The sequence below is a fragment of the Psychrobacter sp. 1Y4 genome (genome assembly GCF_051847555.1).
The window spans coordinates 46143-72886 of sequence record NZ_JBPYDE010000010.1 but is presented as its reverse complement, the minus strand read 5'-3'; the positions used below and the strand labels follow the sequence as shown (position 1 = coordinate 72886).

The 26744-nt window shown below is 42.5% G+C and carries 16 protein-coding genes and 1 tRNA gene; 9 read left to right on the top strand and 8 right to left on the bottom strand.

Annotation, left to right across the window (positions count from 1 at the left end):
- Positions 1-88 precede the first annotated feature (88 nt).
- Positions 89-871, bottom strand: a complete 783-nt coding sequence (locus ACS8FC_RS09940; RefSeq protein ID WP_439296631.1) for an SDR family oxidoreductase — start codon at positions 869-871, stop codon at positions 89-91.
- 152 nt (positions 872-1023) lie between these two features.
- Positions 1024-2514: a nucleobase:cation symporter-2 family protein gene (locus ACS8FC_RS09935; RefSeq protein WP_439296630.1), complete on the bottom strand. Its 1491-nt coding sequence runs from the start codon at positions 2512-2514 to the stop codon at positions 1024-1026.
- A 407-nt stretch (positions 2515-2921) separates the two neighbouring features.
- On the opposite strand from ACS8FC_RS09935, the gene ACS8FC_RS09930 reads away from it, so the two are divergent.
- The 4 genes from ACS8FC_RS09930 (at position 2922) to ACS8FC_RS09915 (ending at position 7582) form a co-directional block, all read left to right on the top strand.
- Positions 2922-4325, top strand: a complete 1404-nt coding sequence (locus tag ACS8FC_RS09930) for a DUF2868 domain-containing protein (RefSeq protein ID WP_439296629.1) — start codon at positions 2922-2924, stop codon at positions 4323-4325.
- A gap of 216 nt (positions 4326-4541) precedes the next feature.
- Complete coding sequence (locus ACS8FC_RS09925) at positions 4542-5519, top strand: sterol desaturase family protein (RefSeq protein ID WP_439296628.1); 978 nt, start codon at positions 4542-4544, stop codon at positions 5517-5519.
- Between the two features lie 155 nt (positions 5520-5674).
- Positions 5675-5872 (top strand): hypothetical protein, encoded by a 198-nt coding sequence (locus ACS8FC_RS09920; RefSeq protein WP_439296627.1) that lies wholly within the window; start codon positions 5675-5677, stop codon positions 5870-5872.
- 21 nt (positions 5873-5893) lie between these two features.
- Complete coding sequence (locus tag ACS8FC_RS09915; RefSeq protein ID WP_439296626.1) at positions 5894-7582, top strand: DUF3482 domain-containing protein; 1689 nt, start codon at positions 5894-5896, stop codon at positions 7580-7582.
- A 134-nt stretch (positions 7583-7716) separates the two neighbouring features.
- Here the strand turns inward: ACS8FC_RS09915 and ACS8FC_RS09910 are convergent, their stop codons facing one another.
- The 3 genes from ACS8FC_RS09910 to ACS8FC_RS09900 all read right to left on the bottom strand — a co-directional run bounded on the left by ACS8FC_RS09910 (position 7717) and on the right by ACS8FC_RS09900 (position 10937).
- Positions 7717-8745, bottom strand: coding sequence for an ArsA family ATPase (locus ACS8FC_RS09910; protein ID WP_439296625.1), 1029 nt, complete (start codon positions 8743-8745; stop codon positions 7717-7719).
- A gap of 83 nt (positions 8746-8828) precedes the next feature.
- Positions 8829-9104, bottom strand: coding sequence for a cory-CC-star protein (locus ACS8FC_RS09905; RefSeq protein ID WP_439296624.1), 276 nt, complete (start codon positions 9102-9104; stop codon positions 8829-8831).
- A gap of 153 nt (positions 9105-9257) precedes the next feature.
- On the bottom strand, positions 9258-10937 hold the full coding sequence (locus ACS8FC_RS09900) for a carbon starvation CstA family protein (RefSeq protein ID WP_439296623.1): 1680 nt from the start codon (positions 10935-10937) through the stop codon (positions 9258-9260).
- A gap of 341 nt (positions 10938-11278) precedes the next feature.
- Here ACS8FC_RS09900 and ACS8FC_RS09895 point away from each other — a divergent pair, with 341 nt between their 5' ends.
- Both ACS8FC_RS09895 and ACS8FC_RS09890 read left to right on the top strand, forming a co-directional pair.
- Positions 11279-11947, top strand: coding sequence for a hypothetical protein (locus ACS8FC_RS09895; protein WP_439261357.1), 669 nt, complete (start codon positions 11279-11281; stop codon positions 11945-11947).
- 111 nt (positions 11948-12058) lie between these two features.
- On the top strand, positions 12059-12622 hold the full coding sequence (locus tag ACS8FC_RS09890) for a hypoxanthine-guanine phosphoribosyltransferase (protein ID WP_299220671.1): 564 nt from the start codon (positions 12059-12061) through the stop codon (positions 12620-12622).
- Between the two features lie 106 nt (positions 12623-12728).
- On the opposite strand, the gene recD is transcribed toward ACS8FC_RS09890, so the two are convergent.
- The 3 genes from recD to ACS8FC_RS09875 all read right to left on the bottom strand — a co-directional run bounded on the left by recD (position 12729) and on the right by ACS8FC_RS09875 (position 24148).
- Positions 12729-14990 carry an exodeoxyribonuclease V subunit alpha gene (gene recD, locus ACS8FC_RS09885; protein ID WP_439296622.1) on the bottom strand — a complete coding sequence of 754 codons (2262 nt, stop codon included), beginning with the start codon at positions 14988-14990 and terminating at the stop codon, positions 12729-12731.
- 103 nt (positions 14991-15093) lie between these two features.
- Positions 15094-19683: a UvrD-helicase domain-containing protein gene (locus tag ACS8FC_RS09880; protein WP_439296621.1), complete on the bottom strand. Its 4590-nt coding sequence runs from the start codon at positions 19681-19683 to the stop codon at positions 15094-15096.
- A 115-nt stretch (positions 19684-19798) separates the two neighbouring features.
- Positions 19799-24148 (bottom strand): exodeoxyribonuclease V subunit gamma, encoded by a 4350-nt coding sequence (locus ACS8FC_RS09875; protein ID WP_439296620.1) that lies wholly within the window; start codon positions 24146-24148, stop codon positions 19799-19801.
- A gap of 534 nt (positions 24149-24682) precedes the next feature.
- Between ACS8FC_RS09875 and ACS8FC_RS09870 the strand changes: the two genes are divergently transcribed.
- The 3 genes from ACS8FC_RS09870 to ACS8FC_RS09860 all read left to right on the top strand — a co-directional run bounded on the left by ACS8FC_RS09870 (position 24683) and on the right by ACS8FC_RS09860 (position 26237).
- The gene (locus ACS8FC_RS09870; RefSeq protein ID WP_439296619.1) at positions 24683-25198 is read left to right on the top strand and encodes a hypothetical protein; all 516 of its coding nucleotides are present in this window, start codon (positions 24683-24685) and stop codon (positions 25196-25198) included.
- A 78-nt stretch (positions 25199-25276) separates the two neighbouring features.
- Positions 25277-26092 (top strand): hypothetical protein, encoded by an 816-nt coding sequence (locus ACS8FC_RS09865; protein ID WP_439296618.1) that lies wholly within the window; start codon positions 25277-25279, stop codon positions 26090-26092.
- A 72-nt stretch (positions 26093-26164) separates the two neighbouring features.
- A tRNA-Arg gene (locus tag ACS8FC_RS09860) sits at positions 26165-26237 on the top strand.
- Positions 26238-26744: the final 507 nt, after the last annotated feature.

Here is a 26744-nt window from a genome sequence, read left to right as displayed (position 1 = left end):
AGTGCTATAAATAAAAAGGGTATGTCATTGATTGAATTATGACATACCCTTTTTCTTATTTTAACAATTCACTTTTTTAAGTCCTTTTTTACCACGGGATTGTCTCCCCTGCCCAGTCGACAAAACTCCCCGATTGGGCAGCGCTCATACCTGACAGTACCTCTAGTAGACATTCTGCACTATAGGCTGGCGAGAATAACTGTCCATCAGCGACATTACCCTGAAATGGTGCTGACAACTGGGTGTTGACCGTTCCTGGCTGCATGACCACTATGCACACATCTTTTAATGAGCGTTCCCATTCAATGCTTAGGTTTTTCATGCCCATATTCAGCGCAGCCTTACTCATTCTATAGCTATACCAGCCACCCAATTGATTGTCACCAATGCTGCCCACACGTGCCGATATAGTCGCAAATATCGCCGGCTTATCAGTACTGCGCTTGGCTTTGGCAAGTAACGGCCTGACATGCTTAGCTATAAGTAGCCCTGCTAGTGCATTGATTTGCATATTCTGTAAGAAAAATTCCGTTTCAACTTGGCGGAGTGCCTTTTCTGGTTGTGACTTTTTAGTATGTAATAGCCCTACACAGTTAATGACCCAATCAAGATGGGTGCTCTGTTGCTTTATGTCCTCAACGGCTTGTTTGATACTACTCTCATCACTGACATCCATTTGTAACCAGTACAAATTAGCCGCTTCAAAGTCGGGGACGTTTCTATGATAAGTGGCAAAGACTCTAACCTGCGTGCTGTTGTTGCTTTGCTCATCGGTAGTCGCTTGCACCAGCTGTCTAACCATTGCCTGACCAATGCCCCCTGTTCCACCGATGATTAGGTAGGTTTTGTCTTTCTTACTTATATTACTCATACCGACTCCTTGTCATCTGTTTATCTTAATGGGTTATTTAGGCTGATTTTTTAATATTACATTTTTTAATATTACTATGGCATAAGATGACAGATAAAAAAACCGCCTTTGTCAATAAGCGGTTTAGTATCTTAAGTCATATAAAAGAGAGATTAATGATGAGCAACCTGCCTTTGATCAGGCTCCACAGGTACCTCTTGTCCGTCACAATCGAATAATTTACCCTCAACAAAATAATCACCCTCATTCAAATCTACAATAATATCAGAGCGTACTGTCCTGATCTCCGTACCAGCTACAAACACTGATTGTTGATCTGAGTTACCTATTTTTAAGTGATTAAATAATAAATTGAGTAAAATGGCCATAATAGCAGTAGAGCTAATGCCAGAATGAAAAATCGTGGCAAACCAATCTGGGAACTGGTCATAGAAAGCTGGGGCGGCAATTGGTAACATGCCAAAGCCGATAGAGGTAGCAACGATAATAAGGTTCATATTATTCTCGTAGCTTACCTGCGCAAGGGTACGAATACCGCTCGCGGCGACCGTGCCAAACAACACGATACCAGCACCGCCTAATACAGCAGTAGGAACAGTCGCAATGACACGGCCCATGATTGGTAATAGTCCCAATGTCACCAAAATAATACCAGCGGCAGCAACGACAAAGCGGCTTTTTACGTTAGTCACAGCAACTAAACCTACGTTTTGCGCAAATGCACTTTGGGTAAATGAACCAAAAAACGGTGCCACGATACTTGAAATCATATCTGCACGTAGGCCATCGCCTAAACGACGTGAATCGATTTCGGTGTCAATAATATCACCAACGGCTAAAATATCTGCTGAAGTCTCTACCAAAATGACCAGCACCACAATAAACATAGAGATAATAGCTGCAATCTCAAAGGTTGGCATACCAAAATAGATGGGAGTAGGAAAGGCAAAGATAGGTCCTGTCATCAGACCAGAAAAATCAACCATACCAACTGCCCAAGCGGCAAAAGTACCGATGACCATAGCGAGTAGTATCGACAAGCGACTGATAGCGGCACTGCCAAGTTTACTTAATAACAGCACCAATGCTAGCGTAAAGGCGGCTAAACCAATATTGATCATGCTACCAAAATCAGGCTTATTACTATTACCGCCCATCGACCAGCGCGCTGCTACGGGCATCAAGGTCAAGCCAATGGTTGTGATGACAGCGCCTGTGACCAGTGGCGGGAAGAATTTAATAATCATTGAAAAAACAGGGGTGATTAAAAGCCCGAGAACGGATGCAGCAATGACAGCACCAAATACCGATGGTAAACCGCCTCCTGCAGTGACAATCGCCACAATAGTCGCGACACTTGCAAAAGAGACCCCTTGCACCAGTGGCAGCTGACAACCAAAAAACGGCAGTCCAAGCGTTTGTAATAATGTTGCTAAACCGCCAACGAATAAAGATGCGGCAATCAGTAAGCCAATCTCAGCAGGTACTAGACCTGCTGCTTGCCCAACAATCAGTGGCACAGCAATAATACCACCATACATAGTTAGTACGTGTTGGAAGCCATAAGCAATATTGGCGACAGTGCCTAGGTTTTCATCTTCTGGCCGTTCTAATAGAGGTTGAGAAGTAGATTTGATATCCATAGATAGATGTGCTCCCTGCATAATCTATTATTAATCTATTTTAGATATGTATATTTTGTCTAAAGCCTAAAATAAAGCTTAAATACAACCACAATCGTATTGTCTAGCTTTGCTATAAACGATCACTAGAGTCCATATCTGTGGCAGAGACTCTTTAAGAAGAGAAGGTATAGTAGATTACGATATGATTGAATATGTCATAATATTTATAACTTAATTTTAGGGTAGATTTTATTATCCATAACTACTGGTTGTATTTTGACCATTTGGTCAGCTTTTTATTTTACCCTTATTTCTTGTTTATTCAAGCAAGAATGAAAATAATCTTGAATAGGTTACAATGTTCGTAATAGTTGTTTACTTTACTGGATTAATGTTTGTTCTATTTATATGGATATCTCCCTATCATGCTATCACCCCAAGACCAATTAACTGAGCTGGTACGTACGCTTGAGACCGAGCAGCACGTCTTTACGACCGATCCTTTATTGGTAACCGAAAAATTACAGGCAGAAGACGGTAAGCCGATTCAAAAGCTCCATCGGCGAGCTTCGCGTATTGACAGTAATGGCAATCTTGCACGGATACTGGGGAAAATCGATGGCCGCATTAAAGGCATCATGATAGTCATGAGCATCGTCTGGTGCGTGTCAGGATTTTTGGGTTTGTTTACCTTATTGCAGACCAACGTGGTCAATTTTTTCTATGTGTTGGTTTGCCTGCTGGGCTTTCATACATTGATGCTCGGTGGCTGGCTCGTGATGACACTGATTAATCAAGGTCGCCAGTCGCCCAGTTGGTTTGCAAACTTTGTGAGTCCCAGCTACCTAATACGTGGTAAGGACGATGTCACTAAGGCGGCAGTCGAGTTATACGAGCGTCAATTGCAGCATAGTGGGATGCGCTGGTATCTAGGTCGGTTTAGTCATCAATTGTGGCTGGCAACACTGACAGGCATGATGTTTGCGATTATTTTTTTATTAATTGTACGTCAGTATAGCTTTAGCTGGGAGTCGACGTTACTATCAGATCAGGCGCTGATTGGCTTGACCCAAGTACTTGGCTGGCTGCCCAGTATGGTTGGTTTCGATGTGCCGGACAATGCTGCTATTGTGCAGAGCCGACTGGTCACAGATGCCATGCCACTATCTGTCGCGCGGCAATGGGCAAGTTTGTTAATTGGTAGCCTAATTATGTATGGTATCGTTCCACGGGCGATCGCTTGGACATTTTGTGCGCTAATGTTTCGCCGCAAAAAAATGCGCTTGGATATTAAACTCCCCTATTATCAAAAGATTTTAAGCTTTTGGCAGCGTCAAGTAGTAGATGCCGATGATTTCAATGAAGCACCAGTACCGGTAGCACCAAAGGCGAGCGTTAGTGCGGGCAAGAAGCTGGTTGCGTTACTTGAGTATCCATCAGAGCAGGATCATTGGTGGCAAGCAGGTCTTGAGGGTACTGATAGCAATAGCGAGGTTGAAGATTTCGGTATCGTTGATGACCGGGATGATATGGATCGCCTAACGACCTATTTGGAGCAAAATCCAGTACAAGTATTGCTAGGTATTCATAGTCAGGCATTGCCAGATCGCGGCACCCTGCGTAAGCTTGATCGCATTGCTACTCACGCAAAACATGGCCTCAACGTTCAATTGTTAAATAATGACAGAACGGATAGCGCCGATATTAATGATATCTCAACATCTGTGGTGGTTACTGACCCGAAATCGCCTCAGACTATCCGTTATCAACAATGGCAAACGGCATTAGCCGCACGTAATATTGGCTTGGTAGAGAGTCGCTCATTATAAGGTTCTACTGGTATAATTTTTTCTTGCTTGTGGTACCTGCGCAGACAGAGGCTGCAAAAAATCCATATGAGTAGCCCTTTACCATTTTGTATAAGACTAGACTGACTGTAGATGACGCATGCGTTCATAAGCAATGCTGCTTTTATAAGGCGTCAAGCTTATATTAAAGAGTCAAGGATGACCATAATGGTAGATATGCGGTAGGATGTTATGGCGATGACAGATAATAGTAGTAACGGTCTAATAAGTTTAGGCAAGTACGGACAGACCCTAGATGCTTACAAAGAGATGCTCAATCAAAGTATCTTAGCCATCGCGCCTGAGTCATGGCAGCCTATGCTGGCGAGTATCTTACCTGCACACTGGCAAGAGTGGCTATTACCGCTGGCAGGTGGACCTTTTTTCTTATTATTTTTGGCAGAATGGTTTTATCAATCTAAGCGTGGACGTGGATCTGCCTTTGGTTGGCGTCGCGCCATGACCAACTTTAGCTTAGGCGGCTCTTATTTAGGGTTTGAGCTGGTCATACAAGCACTTGTCGTGCTGCCTATTTGCTTGTGGTTATATCAATATCGCTTGTTTACGATTGAAGTCACATGGCTCACGGCCATTCCTATTTTTATTGCAGTCGAGTTCTGCTATTACTGGTTTCATCGTAGCTCACATCGAATCAACTGGTTTTGGTCAGCACACGTGGTACATCACTCCGACGATCAAATGAATTTATCAACCGCTATGCGCCAAAGTTTATTGTACTCAGTCACAGGCTGGTGGTTGTTCTTTGTCCCGCTGATGCTGCTTGGCGTCCATCCGGTTTGGGTTTTCTTCTTCTACGCGCTTGATCTGATTTATCAATTCTTTATTCATACCGAAACGGTTGGTAAGTTCCCTAGATGGATTGAATATATCTTTGATACTCCTTCCAATCATCGTGCGCATCATGGTACCAATGGCGACTATATCGATCAAAATTATGGCGGCGTTATTATTCTTTTTGATCGTTGGTTTGGCACTTACGTAGAAGAAGATACGGTTAATAACCCAGTGAAATATGGTGCGGTAGGCGTGACCAGTCACGATAATATTATTGGCCTAATATTTGGTGTCTTTTATCGTATGTGGCAACGCTTCTTTCGTACCAAAGGGCTAAAGAACAAGTTTAAAGTATTGTTTCGTCCACCTAGTGCCGTTTAAAACTGACTGATTAGCAATAACATCGCGTATATAGACCATATAAGAGCGTTTGGTTACAATAGCTTATAGATGAGGATGTATCTGTATAAAAAAGAGTGATTTTTTATACAGTATTTGCTAAATCGACAGTATCGACAGTCAAGAGGAGGTTGGACATGAAAAATGATAAAAAAGTAACGCTAGAAGATTATCGAGGAATGGTAAAAGATGGTGATATATCGGTACACCTTACTCGAGATCAAAAAGCAATGATCTTAAAAACGTATGATTACGGATTAAACGAGCTAACTGAGATTGACGAGATGTTGTTAAGTGCTGTTATCCGTCAATTAAAAGCCGCCATTGACCAATAATATTCAATATAAGACCCTATCATGAATAATAACAATAATAATTCTGACAGTCGGCCTAAAAGCCTATTTGCGGACAAGGCTTATTATGCGTCTAATTCTTCTACCAAGCCTACTGAGGGTACGCCACCTATTGATATCAGTAAAGAGCAGAGTGCGGGTAATACTGATCAATCTACTACCGATAGTCGTCTAACCGATTCATCGGTTTTATCAACGTCACCAATGGACGCGACTAAAACAACCAGTAAAACCACAATTGCCAGTGACGAGCCATTAAAATTGGCAGTCGTTGGTCATACCAATACAGGTAAGACCTCAATACTGCGCACCTTACTACGTGACGTCTATTTTGGTGAAGTCAAAAACGAGGCGGCGACTACCCGCCATGTGGAGCGCGCGCAATTAACGGATAACCAAACGGGTGAAGTTCTGGTCACCTTATACGATACGCCGGGTTTGGAGGATGCGTCTGGTCTGATGGATTGGCTCGAGGACAATACTGCCAGTCGCCGCGATGGTATTGAGCGTTTGCAGCAATTTTTGGCAACAGACATTGCACAAGGTGGTGATGCCTTAGGTAGCAGTGAGGATTATAGCCAAGAAGCAAAAGTTATTCGCCAGCTGCTGGCGAGTGATATGACCATTTATGTAGTCGATGCGCGTGAGCCTGTGCTCGGTAAGTATAAAGACGAATTAACCATTTTGTCGTGGGCAGCCATTCCAGTTATGCCCGTATTCAACTTTACTGATAGCCAAGACGCCAATATTGATGAATGGCAAACCATGCTGGCGCGGCGTAATTTGCATATCTCCACCCGTTTTGACTCTGTCGCTTTTGAATTTGCCGACGAGATGCGACTTTGGCAGAATTTAGCTACCATGCTTACTCATGCTGAGATGCTTGAGCAACTGATGCAACGCCGGACTGAAAACTGGGCACGTCTGTACGACGAGGCCAATATTATCATTGCAGATTTTTTATTAAATGTCGCCGCATTTGTCCAAGAAATTAATGAAGACGATGATCCGATGCCTGTGTTACAGCAGATGCAAGAAGCCGTGCGCCAAAGCGAGCGTAGCATGCAGCATAAGTTATTAAATCTTTACAAGTTTTATGATAATGCTGTGGCAGCGACTCCGCTTGAGTTGCAAGCTTATCAGCAAGATCCATTTGATCCTGAATTGCTCAAAAGTTATGGTATTCGTACGACTTCTGGCGCGGCGGCTGGCGCGTTATTGGGATTGGGTATTGATGCAGCTGCATTGGGTACGACTTTGGGATTGGGTGCTGCGATAGGTGGGATCGCAGGTGGGCTGTTATCCAATACAGGTAGTATCGCGGACAAGTTATCCGGTATGAAGCGTTTATATATTGACCCCGCTACCCTAACCCTCCTTGCTACCCGCGCTATGGACTTGTTGGTTGCCGTGCGTCATCGTGGTCACGCTGCAACTGATGCGACGCAGCTGTTGTATGCAAAAGAGCAAATAACAAATAATGATGGCAATGTTGAACTTAACGATGATGAGAGCAATCCGATTACCCCTTGGTCTACCCACAAACTGCCAAGTGAGCTAAAAAAAGCTCGTGGCAAGCCGCAATGGTCATCACTCAGTAGTGGTAAGTCTGAGCAGGCGGAAAGCTTACGTATTGATGCTGCATGGTCACTTTCAAGTAAATTGCAGGCGCATAATCTTGACCGTGGTTAATGGTTTTGATTGTTGACGCGCTCTAGAGCGTAGGGTGCTTTCTAAACACCTATCAAATTATGAGGGTGCATTGTGGAATGCACCCTACGAAAGTCCATACTAAGTTGAGAGTCAGATTTAACTCAATAACTTATCTAACTCAATAACTCACTCAAAGCTTCGCTACCGCGTACGTCTGTCTGCTGTAAATAAATGGGATAGATTGGATAGTCTGTAAAATTACTTTCAATCTCTTTCATTAATCCTTGTTGTCTATCCGCACGTGTACGCCAAAACTCATCGGTTTGCGTAGGCGTTATTAGCTGATTGACTACGATTGCCGCTGGCGTGAGTTTGGTTTCTTCTAATTGCTGGATGGCACGCTTCGTTTCAGCCAATGGCAGTATATCAGCAGTCATTACCAATACAATGGCTGTTTGCTTACGATCATGGAGTAACGACCCTGCTTCACGAAACAGCTGCTTGCGTTTTTCTAGTACAGATACTGCCTGCTCCCATCGATCTGGTTTTTGCTTGGCAAAGGGGTTTGAGACGTTATTTTTATCATCGTCTTTATAATTGTTGTTATCTAAATCCAGACTCGTTGCTGCCGAGCGTAACTTAGCCTGCCGCCGCTGCTGAGCTAATAATCCATCCGTCCACGCTCCCATCATCTCTGGCAATACTAATAAACGCAAGGTATGCCCCGTTGGAGCGGTATCAAAGACTATATGCTCGTACCTTTTATCAGAGTCAGCATCCGCTGCTGCTACCAAATGCTGACACATCGATTCGAGCATGGCCGCCTCTTGTGCTCCCGGCGCAGACTTTGACAGACGTAGATGCTCACGAATCTTGGGCATCATGTCAGGATTGGCATAACCTTTAATGGTACGTTCGACCTGCGCAAAATGGTTATCAACGATAATATCAGGGTTGAGCTCAAGCGCATCAAGGTAAGGGGTAATTGCTGTCTTCTCGTTACTGAGCGCTACATTTAATACATCGCCCAAGCTATGCGCTGGATCAGTCGAGATAATGAGCGTTTTTTTTTGCTGAGTAGCATAATAGCTGGCAAGTGCGGCAGCTGTCGTTGTCTTACCAACGCCGCCTTTACCACCGACAAATATAATCGGCTGGCTAGCTAACTGTGTGGCTAGCTTATCTAATGGTTGTAGAGCCATAATCCTTTCCCATTTTCTGTTTGTATTTTTTTTCTTATAGTTATTATTTATAGTTACTTCTAACAATCTAATTAGTCACCCAACTAGCAACAGCCGACATGGTCAAAGGGGCATTTTTCCATACCCATGCGTGTATGCCATTCATGGAAATTTTCTAAAAATAGTGGCTGTAGCTCAAGTGTATAAAAGCTGGCTGGGTTATCAATGCCGAGACTCTCCGCAAACATCATTAGCATAAATAAATCTTCTTCATCGCGTGCGGCGCGTGCCATTGTTTGCCGATATGGTGCATGGTAGAACTCATTAAGTCCTGTTAGGAATCTTTTCCATAAAGGCTGGTCGTTTTTTGTTTCGTCCATAGTTTTGCCTTGGTTCTAACAACTTATTTATTAGATAATATCATTAACTGGTGGGTTACACTGTACTAACCATATCCTATAAAACAATATTCCAAAGCATAAAAACGCCAGCAATTGCTAGCGTTTTGTTCTGCTCAAATATTTCAGATTTAATTAAGTCTCATTTTTACCTTTATGCTGCGACCATTCACGGCGTAGCACAGACAGACTCTCAAAAGTAACCAAAATCGTTGCAATCATAATGATGATATCCATAATAATGAGTAACCAATTACCATCTGTGTAAAAGGTTTTGAGCTGTATCATCAGTGCAAATACGGTCATGATCAACAAAAATGACAAGGGCGCTAAGGTATACCAAACCGTCTTGCCTTTACGTAATAAGATAACGGTTACGATCATCAATGTTAATGCCGCCATTAGCTGGTTAGTAGTGCCAAATAGTGGCCAAATAATCATGCCGCCCGCCCCATCAATACCACCTGCACCAAATGCTAATAACAAACACGACCCGACTGCTAGCAAAGTAGCAACGACGCTTTTACTCAAAATTGGCAGATTATAAAACTCCCCAAACTCTTGGAAGATGTAGCGCTGAAGACGGACACCCGTGTCCATGGTCGTACCGGCAAATAGTGCGGCCATTACCGTGAGCATTGTTTGTGATAAGACCAAATCAATACCAACGCCTGCGTTGAGAATCGCAGCACCGCCATCAATAAATGCGCCAACCGAGCCATCACCGAACTTTTGATAAACTGCTTGCCAATCACCAAGGGTCGCAAAACCTGCGGTGGCAGCAAGAATGGCGCCTAATGCCAACATCCCTTCGCCAAGTGCACCAAAGTAACCAACAAAGCGTACATCTTCTTCTTTGTCGATTTGCTTAGAGGTCGTACCTGTCGCGACTAAGCCGTGGAATCCTGAAATAGCGCCACAAGCAATCGTCACAAATAATAATGGCAACATAGATGGCGTGCCTATTGGTAAGTCGGTGTTGATTGCTGGCGCGACAATATTAGGTGTTGAGATAAAGATGGCAGCGTATAATAGAATCAAACCGACGAATAGCTGCAACCCATTAATATAATCACGGGGCTGTAATAGCATCCATACTGGTAATAATGAGGCAATGGCGGCATAGGTGAACAAAATGATAATCCAAACGGCATTATCTGGCAGTCCAAAGACAGTCTCAGGTAATACGACTGGGAACATAGGGCCAAGATAAATCAGTCCGTATAAGGCCGTTACCCCAATAATAGAAACCCAACCCAAGCTCATATTATAGCGATAAATACATTGACCAATAATGAAAGCGACAATCAATGCTCCCCATACTGGCAAGACAGCTGATGGCGTTTTGATAAGCATATTGGCAATAGCGACACCAAATACAGCATTGACCATTAATAATAATAAAAATATAACGACCATCATCAGACTGCGTACGCGTGTGCCCATGACCGTACCAGCGATAGAGCCGATAGACTGACCGCGATTACGCATACTCGCCCAAATGGCTGACATATCATGAACACCAGCCATAAATATCGTCCCAAATACCACCCAAAGCACCGCTGGTACCCAGCCCCAAATGACTGCAATGGCCGGACCGATAATTGGTGCAGCACCTGCTACAGAGGTGAAATGATGTCCCCATAATACATACTTATTGGTAGGCACATAATCTATCCCATCTTTCATCGTATGGGCTGGCGTAGGACGACTATTATCTAACGCCAAAATCTTGGTGGCAATAAATTTTGAATAAAAAAGATAGCCGCAAAGCATCGCAGCAATTCCGAATAATAATACAATAGCACTATTCATTTTATCTCTCCCTAGATAAGATAATGAGGATCAAATTACATATCCCCCTACCTTTTTTGATCTTATGGTTATTAGTCTTTGCTTAAGTCTGTCCGACCTAAAGTGTAACGATTAGTATATTTGTTACACAGTAGTATAAACGTAGTCTTAATACAGTTTAGGCAGTGATAGTTGTTAAAATGCAGGTTCGATATTTCCATACCTATACGCTACCTGCACAAATTATTGCGACAGTAAATGCATACAAGCGTTATAGCGTCATTTTATTGGCTTAAGATGTCCTCATACAGATATTTGACCATACTGACGCTGGATATGATAAAACACTCAAGAGGAATAAAATGACATACTATTTTGGATTTGTCCCATCAGATAAATTAAACAACATGATTAATGAGGCTGAGCGTATCATCATATCAGGCGAAAAAGTAGCTTATTATCCCTATCGCAATGATCTCACGCAGCAAATTGCTCGCGAACTAAACGACAATTTATTGGTTAGCTTGATAGATGTCATTCCAAACCCAGACCGCCAAGCAGCCATGCGCAAAATTGTGAATACCATTGAACGCGCAACAGAGACACTACTCAACGTTTTGCTTGGTAAAGATGAAAACGAAGACGTTTTACCAAGTTTCAACTTTTTAAAAAATCAAACGATGTTTATAGATAATGAAGGTATTCGCCGTGTAGGTTTTGAATTACCAAAAGCATCTGCCGATATTATCATAGAGGGATTTGATGCAATTACCCCCGACAATGTCGATAAAGATAGGTTTAAAATTGCGCTTGAAACTATGAATGAAGAAGCACTTGATCATTTCATTAGTAAATTCACTGAAACGCTCAAGCTGGGTATGATCAAACGTAAATCTATTCCGGTTGCAAAAGTAGGTATCGATAAAGGTATGGGTATGGCTCTAAATAAGTTATTGCCGCAGCTGCCTGATGCTGGACTAAATCGCTTAGCCCGTTTTTACCGTCCTTTTCTTATAAAAATGGCTCACTAAATAGATAACGATAAAAATAAATCACTATTTTTGCTTTAAAGTAATATCTCGTTGGGCAAATTCACCAAAACTTGCTAAAATAAGCGGCACTTTTCCTCGAAGGCGCAACTCATGACTCAAATCAGTAATCAAGAAATTGAAAAAACCCTGCGCAACTCAGAATGCCTCATTAGTAGTATCGAAGTAGCTGCGGCCTATGAGCGTCTTGCCGCTCAACTTAATCTTCATTATGCCGGTCTTAATCCAATCGTTATGGTTGTTATGAATGGCGGACTGATTCCAGCTGGTCAGTTGCTGACTCATCTAACCTTCTATCATCGTATGCACTATATTCATGCATCACGTTATCGTAATAACGAAGGTACCAATGACCTTGATTGGAAATTCAAACCGGACGTTAGTCTTGAAGGCGAACACGTATTACTAATTGATGATATTTTTGACGAAGGTATTACTCTAAAAGCTATCGTAGAAGAGCTAGGGAAAGAAAAGCCACTCTCTATTGAGTCTTGTGTATTACTTAATAAAGAACATGATCGCAAAGTTGCAGAGTTCGAGGTTGATTTTGTCGGTATTAATGTCGCCGACCGTTATGTTTATGGCTGTGGTATGGACTTTCATGGTTACTTGCGTCATCTGCCTGGCATTTACGCTATTAAAGAAGACAAATTATAATCTCAAACTTTACATATTCCATATAAAAAGCATCCAAATCGGATGCTTTTTTATTGATAACATTTTTTGAAATTAAATAGATAAATATTATTATAGCTGCTATCACCTACTCTATCGACCCTTCAAACTGCAAGCTTAATCCTGTCTGGCGCACCGTTGGTGTAGCCAAAGCTTGTGCAAATGCGCTTTCTGTACTAAATACCGACACCTGCTTTTTTGCTCTCGTAACTGCTGTATAGATTAACTCCTGGCTAAGCAGCCGCGCGTTATGATCGTCAAAGCTAATAGCAACATGCTCAAATTCAGAACCTTGCGACTTATGAATCGTCATCGCATACGCAGTAGCAATCATCTCATCACTGAGCATATTTACTGAGATACCTTGTGGTTTGTTCTCAAAAAATACCTGCAAACGCCCGCCTTCAGTCTGTAGACAAATACCAATATCGCCATTGAACAAGCCGAGTTCATAGTTATTTTGTAATACCATTATAGGTCGACCGTGGTACCAAGGAGATTTGGATAAGGGTAGTTTTAATTGATTGCGATGCTGCTCACTTAGGTAGCGATTAATAGAATGATCCCCGCAGCGTCCATGATGTCCGGCAGTGAGCACCCTAAATTGATTGAGTAGTGAAATTAGTTCATCGAAAATTGCGATATACTCTGCCGTTGGCATGGATTTGGTTACCTTTACCCTTGTTAAATTTTTGTTGGTTTGATTCATATAGGATTTATAATTTTTGAGTATTTCTGAATAAAATTTATGATTGCTTAGGCTATTTTTTATTGTATTATCTTTATTATTTATATCATTGTCCCTTTGCGTTGAGGGTGTATGAGTCAGATGATAAAATTCTAAAGTCTCATCCTCACGCATTAGCTGCCAAACGGCTGTCATACTTCGCCCTATATCACTAGCGTCTTGATTGATTAGCTTTGCAAGCTTACCGATACCAGACTCCTTTGTGAAGCGGCGACTAACCTCTAAACGCTGATGTACCTCTTGTAATGCTGGTATGCGGCATAAGTCCGCCAGTACTGCCCCAGCGTCTACTGCCGCTAGCTGATTAGCATCTCCCAATAAAATTAACCGAGCTTTTGGTTTGACTGCACTGACTAAATAGTTGGCTAACTCTACGCCAAGCATAGAAGCTTCATCTACGATGATAATATCTTCGCTTAATTGATTGTCTTTATGATAGCGAGGCTGCCCGCCCTGCCCAATACCTAACAATCTATGAATGGTCTTAGCCTCTGGCAGCTGCATTGCTACGCCTGCATGTTGTAACGCGTCTTGCAAGGACTCCTGCATACGCTGAGCTGCTTTACCCGTTGGGGCAGCTAGGGCAAGGTTTACGCTATTGGTGGATGCCTCCCCTACTTTGTCTTCTATTTCGCCCTCTGACTGTGCTTGATGGAGCGCCATTACTAGCTGAGCGACGGTAAACGTCTTTCCGGTACCTGGCCCACCAGTAATGATGCTAAACGCTGAACGATTGGCCATATGAATGGCATCTTGTTGCTCAGTGTTTAAAAGTGGATTTAATGCAATCGGTAAAATGTCAACGGTCTGATCTTTGATACGGATAATATTGTGCGCGAGTGCATACTCTGCCTGCCATGTACGGTGTAGCCATAGAGTCAGTATTAGTTTTTGCTTATCAAACTGCGTGTTTTCTTTTACTTGAAAAACGATCGGGCTATCGTTTTGACTAATATCTTTCCAGTTGTAGTTGTTTTTGCTGTTCTGAATTAATGGATGCTCTCTTAAAGTTTGTACGAATTTGCTTAGGCTATTTACTGATGGTACTTTTGTTTTAGTCGCTGTCATTGTTTTTAAATACTGATAAAGTTCAGTCGCTGCCCTATAGCGTTGCTGTAGAATTTGCTGCTCGTATTGCGATAGTATCGACTGTAATAGCGCAGCATTCCATAATGCGTGCTCATTATTCATAAGTGAATCAATATCAACTACCTGACCCAAGATGCCTTCAGCTTGACTCAATAGTGGCTGTAATAATGGTTGTATTAGCTGCTGTTGCCAATTTAAAAGCCCAGTATAGCTCTCAGACTCTAGTTCCGGATTTGCTTGGCTGTCATCGTCTGTAAGCATGGCTACGGTATGACCCTCTTCTAAGCGCTGTATAAGCACCTCAAAAATGGCCTCAAACAACCAATCCTGTGTGGCAGGGTGTACATCACTTTCATCAAGTCGCAATTGAGCTTGATAGGCTGCCTGCGTCTGCCCTCTTCGTTGCAATAAATATTGACTGACAGTGGTTGCCCAACTACTACCAATATCGATAGCGCCTTGATTTTGGCCACTGCTTGCTACTCGCTGCGTAATACTTGTAGATTTACTCATTATTCATCCATTTTTATCATCGTACTATAATTTATGCTAAACAAAATTGGCGCACCTTCTCCCACGTGCTGCTGGTATTAAACTGTACCTATTTTAAAGTGTGTTAACTATATACTTTAGGAGTGCCAAACATCTCATCTAACGCTTGTACTAGCGCAAAAGGTATTTGCCATTGAATACGGCCATAGCTTTTAACATTATTATTAGTATTGTTAGTAACATTGCTCTCAATGTTTTCAACAGCATCGTTCTGGCTATCTTGAGAGTCGATACCGCGTAAGAAGAGATACTCTACCGCGCCTAGATACTGCTCTTCATTGCCTTCATAATCATGCAAGCGTAACCGTAAAAAACGATGTAGCGCGACTTGATAGATGGTTGCTTGTAACCAATAACCAGCCTTATTCATTGTTGCACTGAGGTTTTCATAATCATAATTACTTAGGCTATTTCCTAAATAATTACTTTTATAGTCCACCACATAAAACTTACCCGCGTGCTCATATACTAAATCAATCTCACCGCGCAAATAGCGATAGATATGATCAGAGTACTGCGCTGTGAGCTCTATATGCTTATCAGGATCGTCAGGTAGGTGCTGCTTAAAGACCTCGTTAATACGTTCAGGGGTAAAGTCATCAGCCAGTCCCATATTGAAGCTCAGCTCAGCAATACTTTGTTTGGGCGAGATGGCTTGTAATGGCTGCCCTGAGGCTAACAGTGGCGCTGCTAGTACGTCTGATACCCATGTCATCAGCTCATCATGAGCAACGGCTAATTGACTGTCCTCTTCTATAGGTACTACACTGGCACTTTCATTATCACTTGCGCTTGAGGGTATGTCTTGTAGCAGACGCTGTTGGTTGCTGGCACTGGTATAGCTAACTGGTAGCTGATATTGGCGAATACCTTGATCAATAATCGCTGACCATTTACTGTTATTATTAAAATCTATCTTTTCAAAAACTTCGTGCAAGAATGTACCCGCATTGGCGCCTCTTACAAAACGAAAACGAATATTATCTACCGTCATTAAAGCAGAGTTATTCTCACTACTCTCGTTACCTTCTGCGTTAGTTATATTTCCAGATGTAGAGGCAGCCGACAAATTCATACTATCTGTTAAATCCACACTATCCGTTAAGTCTAAGTCATCCTCTATACCATCATCAAACACAGCTAAGGCTTTGCCTTGCTCACTCAGCTGCCGAGACAGTGCAGTAAAGCTGGTTTTTGCCCAACCCTTAAAGTAATTTACTCGAATCTGTGCGTAGGCATCTTGATAATCAATACGCAGCAACGTATCAGCATCGTTTTTAATTTCATTATTATCAGTCTTTGTAGCTTTTCCATTAGTTTTAACTATAGTCTCAGCATTGGTTGCAACGGTACTATATTCTAGCCAGCCAATATGATCGTATAAACGCTCTGGCAGTGTGAACTTGTGATCTTCACAACTTAGCCATTTAAGGCTTGGTTTACGTTCAGCACCCGTTTTGTTAAAGCTATCTGCTAATACCATATACAGCTGTTCACTGGCGCGGGTAAAAGCCACATAGGCTAAGCGTCTAAGCTCTTCATAATTCTCAGTCGTTTCAAACTGAGCATAGTAATCCGTTGGCGTCTCTCCTTTTGCTGATTTACTATGCGGCTTGCCTTTACAAGCAGATAGACGACGTTCAGTCTTGTTATTATGGATGTTGTTGACGTCACTATTATTATCGTTATCACTACTACTATCAGCACTCTTGTGATCGAATAAAAATAAATTATGTTTACTGCTATCACCGGCTTTTTTGCTAGTCCCATCCATACCAATGACATATACCACTGGAAACTCTAACCCTTTAGATTTATGAATGGTCATCAATTGGACACCTGACTCAGTCGGCAATGGTTGCTGCTTCGCCCATTCAGGTGTTCGTTTACTATTCATGTTTTTCTTATACCATGCCAGCATTTCATGCTCACCAATATGCATCCCGTACTGAGCTAAGATATCCATTAGATGGCGTAAATCCATCAGATGGCGTGCCCCATCTTCTAAGTCTGCAAGACCTACCCAAATACTCTGACGTTCTGTTGGACGCCCTGTATGGCTCTCTGTCTTGTAGGCCATTGGGTTATGACCAAACAAATAATGCAGTGCAGACAAGATGCCATTATGCTGCCACTGGCTAGCGGCTATCTTTATATAATTTTGGAAGTCTTGATAACGCTGCTTAAGTGCAGCTTGTTCACCATCTGTATCTGATATTCCAATAGCTTGCTCTAAGCTTTCGTCATCCACACTTTGCATCAGTGCTTGCACATCGTTGAGACTTAATTGGTAAAAATGACTGGTCAACACTCGATTGATAATGTCACGGCGATGCGGGCGTAGCATGGCCTCTAGCAATGCTGCTAGATCAGCGGCTATAGGCGTGTCAAAGACGTTGTTCTCCGCCGTCTCTAATGTCGGCACGCCAAGCTTAGCGAGCATATCTTCGACTTGCTTTAAATCTTTTTTGGTACGGCCCAATACACCGATATCACTTGGTTTTAATAGTCGTCCCTCTATGGTCTGATCACTACCAAGAAGTGCGGCAATATGTAAGGCAGTCAGCTCACAAGCATTGTGCTTAGCTTCTTTGTTATAAGGCAGATGGATGACACTAACTGGGCTATTTGATGCAATGGAAGCGGTTTCAGAAGATAGGCTGACAGTTTGTTCAGCGGTTGATTGCTGCCAAGATAATCGCGACTCCGTATTAACCGCAGTAATATGCTGGTAGTAAATACCCTTACCCAACTGGGCTAACTCATCAACAACGCCTGAACTTGTAGACTCATTCACATCGGTAGCAGGTTTTGTGCGTCCAAACCAGTGATTCAGTGCCGTGATTAAGCGCTCATTTGAACGTCGATTCACATTCAAGCTCATAATATGCTTATCATCAAACCTTGCTTTCATGGCGTTGTAGTTGGCCACATCACCACCACGGAAACCATAAATCGCCTGTTTAGGGTCACCTACCAATAATAAGAAGCCGCGACTTCTGTCTTGCGCACGAGGGTCTTTATTATCAGTCTTCCTAGACAGATAGATCCGCTCAATCATACGCGCCTGCTCACCATTGATGTCTTGTGACTCATCAATCAGGGCAATGGGATAATGATGACGAATATAACGTGCCAGCCGCTGCCCTTGTTTACCGGTTAGCGCTTGATTCAACCGTACCATTTGTAGAGCAAAAGTCGTCTCGCGTCGCTCTTCTAAGACCGATGGTAGCTTTTGTCTTACCTTTAACGCGATATCACGATTTAGGTTTTCAATGAGCCCATCAAGATACAGCTCAATCTGCGTAGTATAATCATGTAGCGTTTTTAGAGCATTTATGCTGTCTAGATTGATAAAGGTTTGGCGCGCAAGCTCTTTACCTTTATTAAAACCTTTGCCGCCATCGTCTTTACTGAGAAATGTATAAGGCAGTGCATCATAAAACTTTTGGGTTTCCTCATCCAAATGGGTAAAAAATGCCGCGCCGTTTTTTTGAATGGCAATTTGTATATTACCTATATGATCTACTTTAGTAGCAAGACTTGCATTCCAAGTCATCCCTTGCGCTTTGCGATAGTCTTTATCAAAGTACGGCTTTACGTCTGTTAGATCACAGTCTTTAAAATCATCTAGTGCTCGCTGGTAAGCGGTAAAGTTTATTGGCTCGCCCAAATCAACAGGCTCAATAGGTGTGGAGATAAATTGCAAGGACTTTTGTGCTACGTTTAGATGATCTGCTGGTGTGGTCAGACGATTGGTATGCTGTAGTAATTGATATATCTCAGGCTGCTGATAGTACATATAACTATGATGCGCACGTACGGCATCATGAATAATACTCTCTATCACCGTCTGCTCATCATCGCTAATTTGCATGCCCTGCTGATGTCCCGTTTCCGCGCTATACTCAGACAGCCATTTTTGTGACAGACTGTCTAATGTACCAACAAATAGCTTATCTAACGTCGTCAGTACCAACGCACAGCGTCTGATAGCATCGGCTAAAGGATATTCTTCCGTATGATCCAATAGGTATTCAATCAGATGGCTATTGATAGGATCTGTCACGAGATCAGCGGTTCCTGCCAGCTTGGCTTGCGTCTCTAGCCATTGCAGGCGCGCTTGCTTCTGCTCAGGACTTACTTTACTCGTCTCTTTGGCTTTCTTGGCGTTATCAGTGGATTTTGAGTCGGCTTTCTTGGTGCTGTTGTTCGTATTGATATTGTCAGTTTTAATACTGTTAAATTGCGGGTATAAAATTGAATGAGTATTGGTATCAGCTTGCAGCTTATTGAGCCATTGCAGTACTTGATAAAAATCAACCAAGCGCGCATGAATACGTTCGCGCATCTCAGCCGCCGCTGCCCGAGTAAAGGTAGTGGCGATGATATGTTCAGGAGCACGTTTGGCTTCAATCAGTAAGCGTAGGACAATGCCCGTCAGCGTCCATGTCTTACCTGTACCCGCTGAAGCTTCTATCAAGTACTTACCAGTTAACGGCACTCGAACTGCAGGCGGTTGCTCAGACTTTTCGGCCACCTTATCAACATCATTAACGCTATCGGTTGCAGTGCTAGCAAAAGCATCCGTTTCATGACTCATACTATTAAAATCGCTATTAAGACTGCTGCTATCGTTATCATACTGATCCATAAGAAATCACTTGTTCAATGCTTTAAAATAATGCTACAAAAACACAAATTAGTACTGTAAAAGGTCTATATTTGAGAAGATTGTTAAGAAGTTTATAAGAGCAATAAAACAGGCTCTATAACGGCTCTAACGCGTTATCCATCATCCCAAACAATGGCTGAGCTAAAGACGGCAAAGCATCGGTAAGCGCACTAAAGGCATCTTGGTTTTGTAATATATACTGCCAAAGCTCGTGCTGGGCACAGGTATCATAGATGACATCACTGTTAAAGCCTGCCCATAACCAGCTGTCAAAGTCACTACGCTTCGGCTGATAGCTTGTATCCCCCTTTTGCGCCTCTCTCACTTTATCCAAATAAGTCATCGCGTGTACAGGTAACACGGTCATCGGTGTACTGCTGGCAATCTGTGCAAACCTAACCCATTTGAGCAGCTCTGCTAATGCCGTGTCATAGTCTATCGGCGCAAGTGCAAAGGTCGCTTTACCTTTAAACTTTTTATATTCATCACTACCTTTACTAAAGCGCCAGATACTTTTGCCATCACCGTCAGCGACTTGTGCCTCAGTAGTACATCGCGATACTTGCCAATACACATGAGCTAACCAAAAGCTTAATAAATGCTGCGTACGAGCACTATTGGGTAAGATATTTAGCCAGAGCTTAGGTGAAATTGCTGCATCTGGCGTATTAATCTCTAGCGGTACAACACCTTTGATTTGCAATTGACCTTGTGCATTCATAGCAGGTGCTTGCACACTGACCATTTTTTCCGCGCATGGCGTTAATAATTTCAGGCATTGCTCCGTATTTACATCACTGTTCATACCAGTATTAACATCAATACCCAATGCAGTTAGCTGCTCGGCAAAGTCTTGACATTGTTGGGTAATCTTTAGCTGTTGATACTGTAAGGTCGATTGACGGGCGACGCCAGCGGGCATGACTCGGTCATATAGCAAACCATTTAAACGTTTCGTTGTCTGCTGACGTTCTTCTGCATTATCACTATTAGTATAGGAGCTTGCGTATAAGTCAGTTAGTAGCTGCGCATTCACCGCATAAGCACCCAAGCCTGATAACGCTAACGGCTCCTGATGCATCGTATCTTCTGTTGGCAACACAACATGCACTTGCTGCTCTTTTAAGAAGTGCTTTGCCGGATGACGTACATGATAGTACAAATACTGCATATCAACCTGCTGAACATCAAAAAGGAACGTATTGTGCTCAGCGGTTAGCTCAATAGGTTGAGTGATAGCGGCGGCAATAGCAGCGTATTCAGCCCTATTAGGTAGCACGACTTTGATAGCATGATTGGGTGTGTCCGTATCAATTTGCGCTTGCAGACGCTCAAACACCGCTTGCCAGACTTTTGCAGGCGCATTGGTGCTTTTTTGATAAAGCTTTTCGCTTTGCATCGCGCGCGTTAATGACTGAATAAGCTCTTGACCGTCATCCTGCTCATTGTTTCTTTCAACATTATTTTCATAGCTAGAATTGGTAGATAAAGAGTCGGGCTGTACGAATACTTCATCTGCAAAGGGTAGCGCTGGATGGCGCGTGACAAGCCATTTCTCAATCAGTTCAGGTAGATAACGTTGCACTTGAGCAGTTAAATCAGCCTGCGCCTCTTTTTGAGCATTTTTAAGAGGATCCCACTGCCATTGCACTTCACCGCGCAAAAACTGCAATAGCTCACTGACTGGGTTGGCAGGCAAATGCTCATGGGTATCGGTTAAACGTTGACCATTATAAAAAATCCAGCACGCATTGCGCGCGCATAGTACAGCGTCTAAGAATGCCCCATTGTCATCATCTTCGCTAAATCTATCACCGCGCTTGGCCAGTCCTGCTTTCATCAAATCATAGCGGTTATCACGGTCGCGATTTGGAAATTCAGACAAATCCATATTGAGCATCACCACCAGTCCGAACGGTACATTACGCAGCGCACCGAAACGCCCAAAAGTAATGACCCCTGTCGGCTCGGCACTGACTTGCTGGCTTTCTAGCTCGTCCTCAATACTGCTAAGCATGAAGCTAAGCTTTAATGGCAAGGTGCTCACTCTCGATAACTGTGCTTCCACTTGAGCGGCATTTAGCTTGTCAGTGCCAGCAGAAACATTACCAGCAGTTGTCTCAATATTTAATTGATCATCTATTTGAGCATGATAGCGTTGATAATGGCGGTTGGCCCTTAAGCTACTTTTAAAACCGTTCATGGCATTGAAAATAGCACGCATAGGGCGGGTTTGATCGAGCGCACCAAAGTATGGATGGATGATATGGTTTTCTATACGGTCTAACCACTCTTCGGCTTTATAGCTTGCTTGATAGTCATGTCGGCACATATTGAGCCCAGCATGGACACGGCATAAGGCCTCAACGATAGGCGCATCATTTAAACTAATCGCTGAAATAGGCACGGTTTTTTCCGCTAAGGTATCGTTTTGCCAATTGTCCGGATACAGACAATCACTGATACCCGCCTCTGGCATCACTAGGCCTAAGGCGATTTGGTCCAAAGCGTAAGCAAAGCTAAAGCGGTAGTCATAGTCTGCGGCATCTAATGTCTGCTGCAAATGCGCTTCATCAAAACCGCGTACAAAGCCCGCCTGTTCCAACAAGTCACAGCCACGGCTCATCTGCTCATGGGTTAAGCCAAGACTTTCATATAGTGGCGGCAGCATTAACCAATCCATGACTACCGCCGCTTCAAAACGTGCCATGTCACTACCTAGCAAACTATAAAATCCGCTAATAGCTTCCCACAGTTGGCGAATCGACTTATCAACCACCCCTGTGACTTTGGCCGGGAGCGTCAGGCCATCTTGCCCTCTGCCTTGTACGAATACCGAGGTAATCAAATCATGATGACGCTCCACATCTGGTAAAAGCACAACGATGTCAGATAAGTGGCGCATGCTACCATCGTCATTGGCTTCATTAAGCCAGCGCCCGATCATTCCGCGTAGTACTTCAAGTTGACGTTGAAGGTTATGGCAAGAGTGAATACTTAGGCTATTGTCATATTGTGAGATATTCCACTGACGCGGTTGCTCATGATATTTATTTTTTAGCGTATCGTCGCTGTACCATTGTTCTATGTGCTGGTTTGAATGATGATTATCATTGCTTAGGCTATTTACTTCATTACTATTGAGGCTATCAACGTCGGCTTGGTTTTCTGAATCTTCTAGGTTGAGTGCCATTTGTGTCCCAAGCGCAGCACTGAGCCGCCCTGCTGTAACTTGCTGAGTTGAGCTTTCATCAAGCATCAACACATCTTGCTGCAAGTGCGCAAGCAGACTCATCGGCCGCTCATCACTACGACTGACTGAAGAAGCCTGATACTCATCTTTTATATCAAACTTATCTTGCCAGTCCAATACAAAACCATCTTTATCCTCATTACCAGACAGCCCTGCCAGCATCGCAAAGGTCTCACGCGATTGTTTGCCAAGACGTGATAACAAGGTATGCCCGTAATCACGCAAAAACACACTTTCAGGATTAATTACCTGTTGGCGCTGTAGCCATTGCTTATCGACGATATCTGCCCAAAAAAGCTGCGATGGATTGTAATGCAACAAGGTAATATCGAGATGTTTTGACAAGCGCTGTAAAAAATCTAGCTCGTTTTGCGGCAATTGCTGAATCGTAAAAATATGCAATTGAGTCGGCAAGATCGACTTAATATCGACGCCTGTCTCACTGCTATCCTTTGTCATAACCTCCCAAAACCGGCGCTCAATAGAAGAGCGATGCTCATATACAGAGGCAAATAATAACCGCCATAGATGTCGCTGCGCCGCCTCTAGCTCTACATAATGCGCAACTAACCATTCAGGTGTCATGCCAGCGTATTTATCAAACTCTAACGTCAGCTTATCCTTTTCAGCAACCAACGTCTCCACGTCTAGCGCTTTACCTTCAGACCATAAGGTCAACCATTCCTCACGGTGATTCAGATAGCGACCAAATACTCGCGAAAAATCAGTCGCAAGCGACCATAGCCGAACATCTTGCTGACTGCGATCAGCCTCATCGTCTATTAAAGCTGATAGCAACGGATAGAGCGGATGCTTATCGTCCGTCATAATCTGCGTTTGATAATAGGTAAAGTAACCGAACAGGCGCCACTGCATCACCGAGCCAGTCAGTACTGCCACCTCTGGCACGGTAATAATTTCTTGCGTGCGCTGATTATTCTCCAACCAAGTATTGTGCTCAGACAACAATTTTTGCATCAATGTCCACTGATACTGACCCCAAAATGTCGTCGTGACTAACGTGCTGATACCCGCTTGGCTTGCAATAGACTTATCCAACCAGTCACCCAGCACCATCGATGGCACAATAACGACAAACTCTTCAAATATAGGCTGATTTTTGGACTTGTAAGCGGCCAATAACTGTTCAACCAAAATCTCGGTACGATGGGACTGAATAATTCTAAACATAAACAATAATCTAATTAAAATAAGATAAACAATACCTAGTACACGCTACGATAATAGCAATGCAATGGAGGCGGTATAAAGAGATTTAATCGATCGTAGATGACCTGATAAAATATCCAGAGAGATCATTCATGATAATATAGAAGCATTATATCTAAACAGAAGTTTTCTTGATATCATGGCTCTTAAAATAAAAGTCACCAATGACAACACTTATCAGCTCAATATTGGCGGTCGTGCCAATCATATATTTCTGCTAAGATGACCTCAATTGGTGATCAATAACAATTGTTATTGATTGCTACTAGTTGCTGATTTATGGCATTTGCATCTAACAACGTAAACAAAAGATACATACGCTATAGCGTAGTGTCATAGTGTGCCACCGATGCTAGAGATTTACTAGCATATTGCTCAGTCACGTAGTCGCTTACGACATTCAGTGTCGTTCAGCTTGCGTAAGGTATATATTTACAGTGAGCTTGACTAATATCTAACCCCAATTGAACTTCAAATACGAGATGACTGCCTATTATGCCACTGCGTCCCATTGATGCTATTTTTGTTCATCCCGAAAAGCGACTTTATGTCGTTTATTTTCGCGGTGAGCTGTGGCAATTACCTCGTATGAAAGTCGATCATGCGGCTTGGCAACGCCGGCAGACTTATGATGGTAACACAAAGTCGCTTTATCTTAGTCGCAATCAAATCGTTACCGATCCCATACTGGCACAAACATTACGCACCTTAAACTTACCGACCGCTATACGTGGAAGCACCTTACCTCGCTTTGAAGCATGGTGGGAGGTTCATGGTTTTGAATGGTTAAAGAGTCTACTTAATAATGGCGAATCGCCGCTAGCCGCTCATCAATCAAGCGTAAAACCCTCTGTTCCGAATATTCAGTCTTTAGATAATACAAAAACAGACGTAGTAAACCCAATCGAAAAAACGGAGACCTTTGAGTCTGCCAAATCAGCTACTGAAGAGAATACTTTTGATAATATGCTGGCGGAACTAACCAATGAGGTATTGCATCATCGACCCTAAATAGAACTCTTAACCCCATTAGAAAAAATACTAAAATAATTTGAACCATATATTGAAATATAAGATGAGCAGTAACCTATGAGAGACTATAAGCTACTATTGGCAGGACTGGTTTTATTACTGCTGGCTATTTTTATTGGCGTTTTTGCGTGGCTATGGAACAGTAATCGCAGAAGTATAGACCCACTTCCTATAATGGCAAGTACTAATAGTGACACCTCTGCTGATGAGGACGACTCAGTTACTACTAGAACTTTATATGTACAGGCGGAAGATAAGCTACAAGTTCCGTTAGATGATGTCATTGTTCGCTTTGAATCACGCTATCCTAAGTTGCAAGTGTTAGCACGCTACGTAAATACTGATGAATTACTAGACTTACCAGATCTTAAGAATTCTAATAATCCTACTACTCCTGACAATAGCGCAATTAACAAAAATTCAAGATATATTGTCAATACTGATATTATTATGGCCGATGATAAAATCACTAAAGACCGCTTAGCACCTTTGCAAGCATCTCTTAAAGCGTTACAAGCTGAGCATAATAAGACTGCTGATATTATAAACAACAGCCTAGATAACGATGAGCATGAAAATGCCGATACGCCAAATGATAATAAAGAAGCGCGCAACCTATCCTCTTTTAGCTATGCGCTAAAAAACACCGAAACGGTAGATGGCGTGATTTTAACCGAAAACCCTGCTGCTACAAGCTTTCGCAATTTCATACTATCAAGTGTCGGACAAGACATTTTAAAACAGTATGACTATGAAAATATTGAAGGTTACAGAAATAATTTAAATGACTTGTTTAACCCGACATCGCGTGCCAAACCTACAGCAGATGAAAGCTCAGTACAAGTAGCTGACGCTCTTAGCAATGGTGCGTAAAGTCAAATCACTTTTATTTGTCGTTGTTGATTGCTTTTATACGAGCTTTTTTTTACAATAGCACTCCATAATGCGCCTATAGCTCAACAGGATAGAGCAGTTGCCTCCTAAGCGATCGATCCGAGTTCGAGTCTTGGTGGGCGCACTATCATATATAACGATACATAATAAAACCCCCTTGTATGCCGCGCGCTACAAGGGGGTTTTGTTATATAGCAGCAGTACTATACTATACGGTTGTTAAATTTTTAGGTTTTACTGTTGAAACCTCTTCATACCTTTAAGGACAATTCATGATGAAGAGAAAAGGTTACCGACTAATCGATGTCATCATCTGCCACTAGACTAATCACATCGATTACAAGCTGATGCATTACACTCATCATCAAGGGGCTGAGAATATCAATAATGCATATACACATACGAAACGACTATAAATTAAATACCTCAAAACAACTCTATATACCATTACCTGTATACAGGTAATGACTAAGATTCGAATTGTGTTTTTTCTAAGTCATGTTGTTAATACTGGGATTTGAATACATTTGAACCACTAGAATTAATCATATTCTTTTCAAAATCCATCATAAATTTTAATACCTTATGTATGGCAAATTTATAAATATCTATGTAAGGTATTACAATTTCC

Coding starts and splice junctions, on each gene's coding strand:
- ACS8FC_RS09940 (WP_439296631.1), bottom strand. CDS start 871: ATGAGTAATATAAGTAAGAAAGACAAAACCTACCTAATCATCGGTGGA.
- ACS8FC_RS09935 (WP_439296630.1), bottom strand. CDS start 2,514: ATGGATATCAAATCTACTTCTCAACCTCTATTAGAACGGCCAGAAGAT.
- ACS8FC_RS09930 (WP_439296629.1), top strand. CDS start 2,922: ATGCTATCACCCCAAGACCAATTAACTGAGCTGGTACGTACGCTTGAG.
- ACS8FC_RS09925 (WP_439296628.1), top strand. CDS start 4,542: ATGACAGATAATAGTAGTAACGGTCTAATAAGTTTAGGCAAGTACGGA.
- ACS8FC_RS09920 (WP_439296627.1), top strand. CDS start 5,675: ATGAAAAATGATAAAAAAGTAACGCTAGAAGATTATCGAGGAATGGTA.
- ACS8FC_RS09915 (WP_439296626.1), top strand. CDS start 5,894: ATGAATAATAACAATAATAATTCTGACAGTCGGCCTAAAAGCCTATTT.
- ACS8FC_RS09910 (WP_439296625.1), bottom strand. CDS start 8,745: ATGGCTCTACAACCATTAGATAAGCTAGCCACACAGTTAGCTAGCCAG.
- ACS8FC_RS09905 (WP_439296624.1), bottom strand. CDS start 9,104: ATGGACGAAACAAAAAACGACCAGCCTTTATGGAAAAGATTCCTAACA.
- ACS8FC_RS09900 (WP_439296623.1), bottom strand. CDS start 10,937: ATGAATAGTGCTATTGTATTATTATTCGGAATTGCTGCGATGCTTTGC.
- ACS8FC_RS09895 (WP_439261357.1), top strand. CDS start 11,279: ATGACATACTATTTTGGATTTGTCCCATCAGATAAATTAAACAACATG.
- ACS8FC_RS09890 (WP_299220671.1), top strand. CDS start 12,059: ATGACTCAAATCAGTAATCAAGAAATTGAAAAAACCCTGCGCAACTCA.
- recD (WP_439296622.1), bottom strand. CDS start 14,990: ATGAGTAAATCTACAAGTATTACGCAGCGAGTAGCAAGCAGTGGCCAA.
- ACS8FC_RS09880 (WP_439296621.1), bottom strand. CDS start 19,683: ATGGATCAGTATGATAACGATAGCAGCAGTCTTAATAGCGATTTTAAT.
- ACS8FC_RS09875 (WP_439296620.1), bottom strand. CDS start 24,148: ATGTTTAGAATTATTCAGTCCCATCGTACCGAGATTTTGGTTGAACAG.
- ACS8FC_RS09870 (WP_439296619.1), top strand. CDS start 24,683: ATGCCACTGCGTCCCATTGATGCTATTTTTGTTCATCCCGAAAAGCGA.
- ACS8FC_RS09865 (WP_439296618.1), top strand. CDS start 25,277: ATGAGAGACTATAAGCTACTATTGGCAGGACTGGTTTTATTACTGCTG.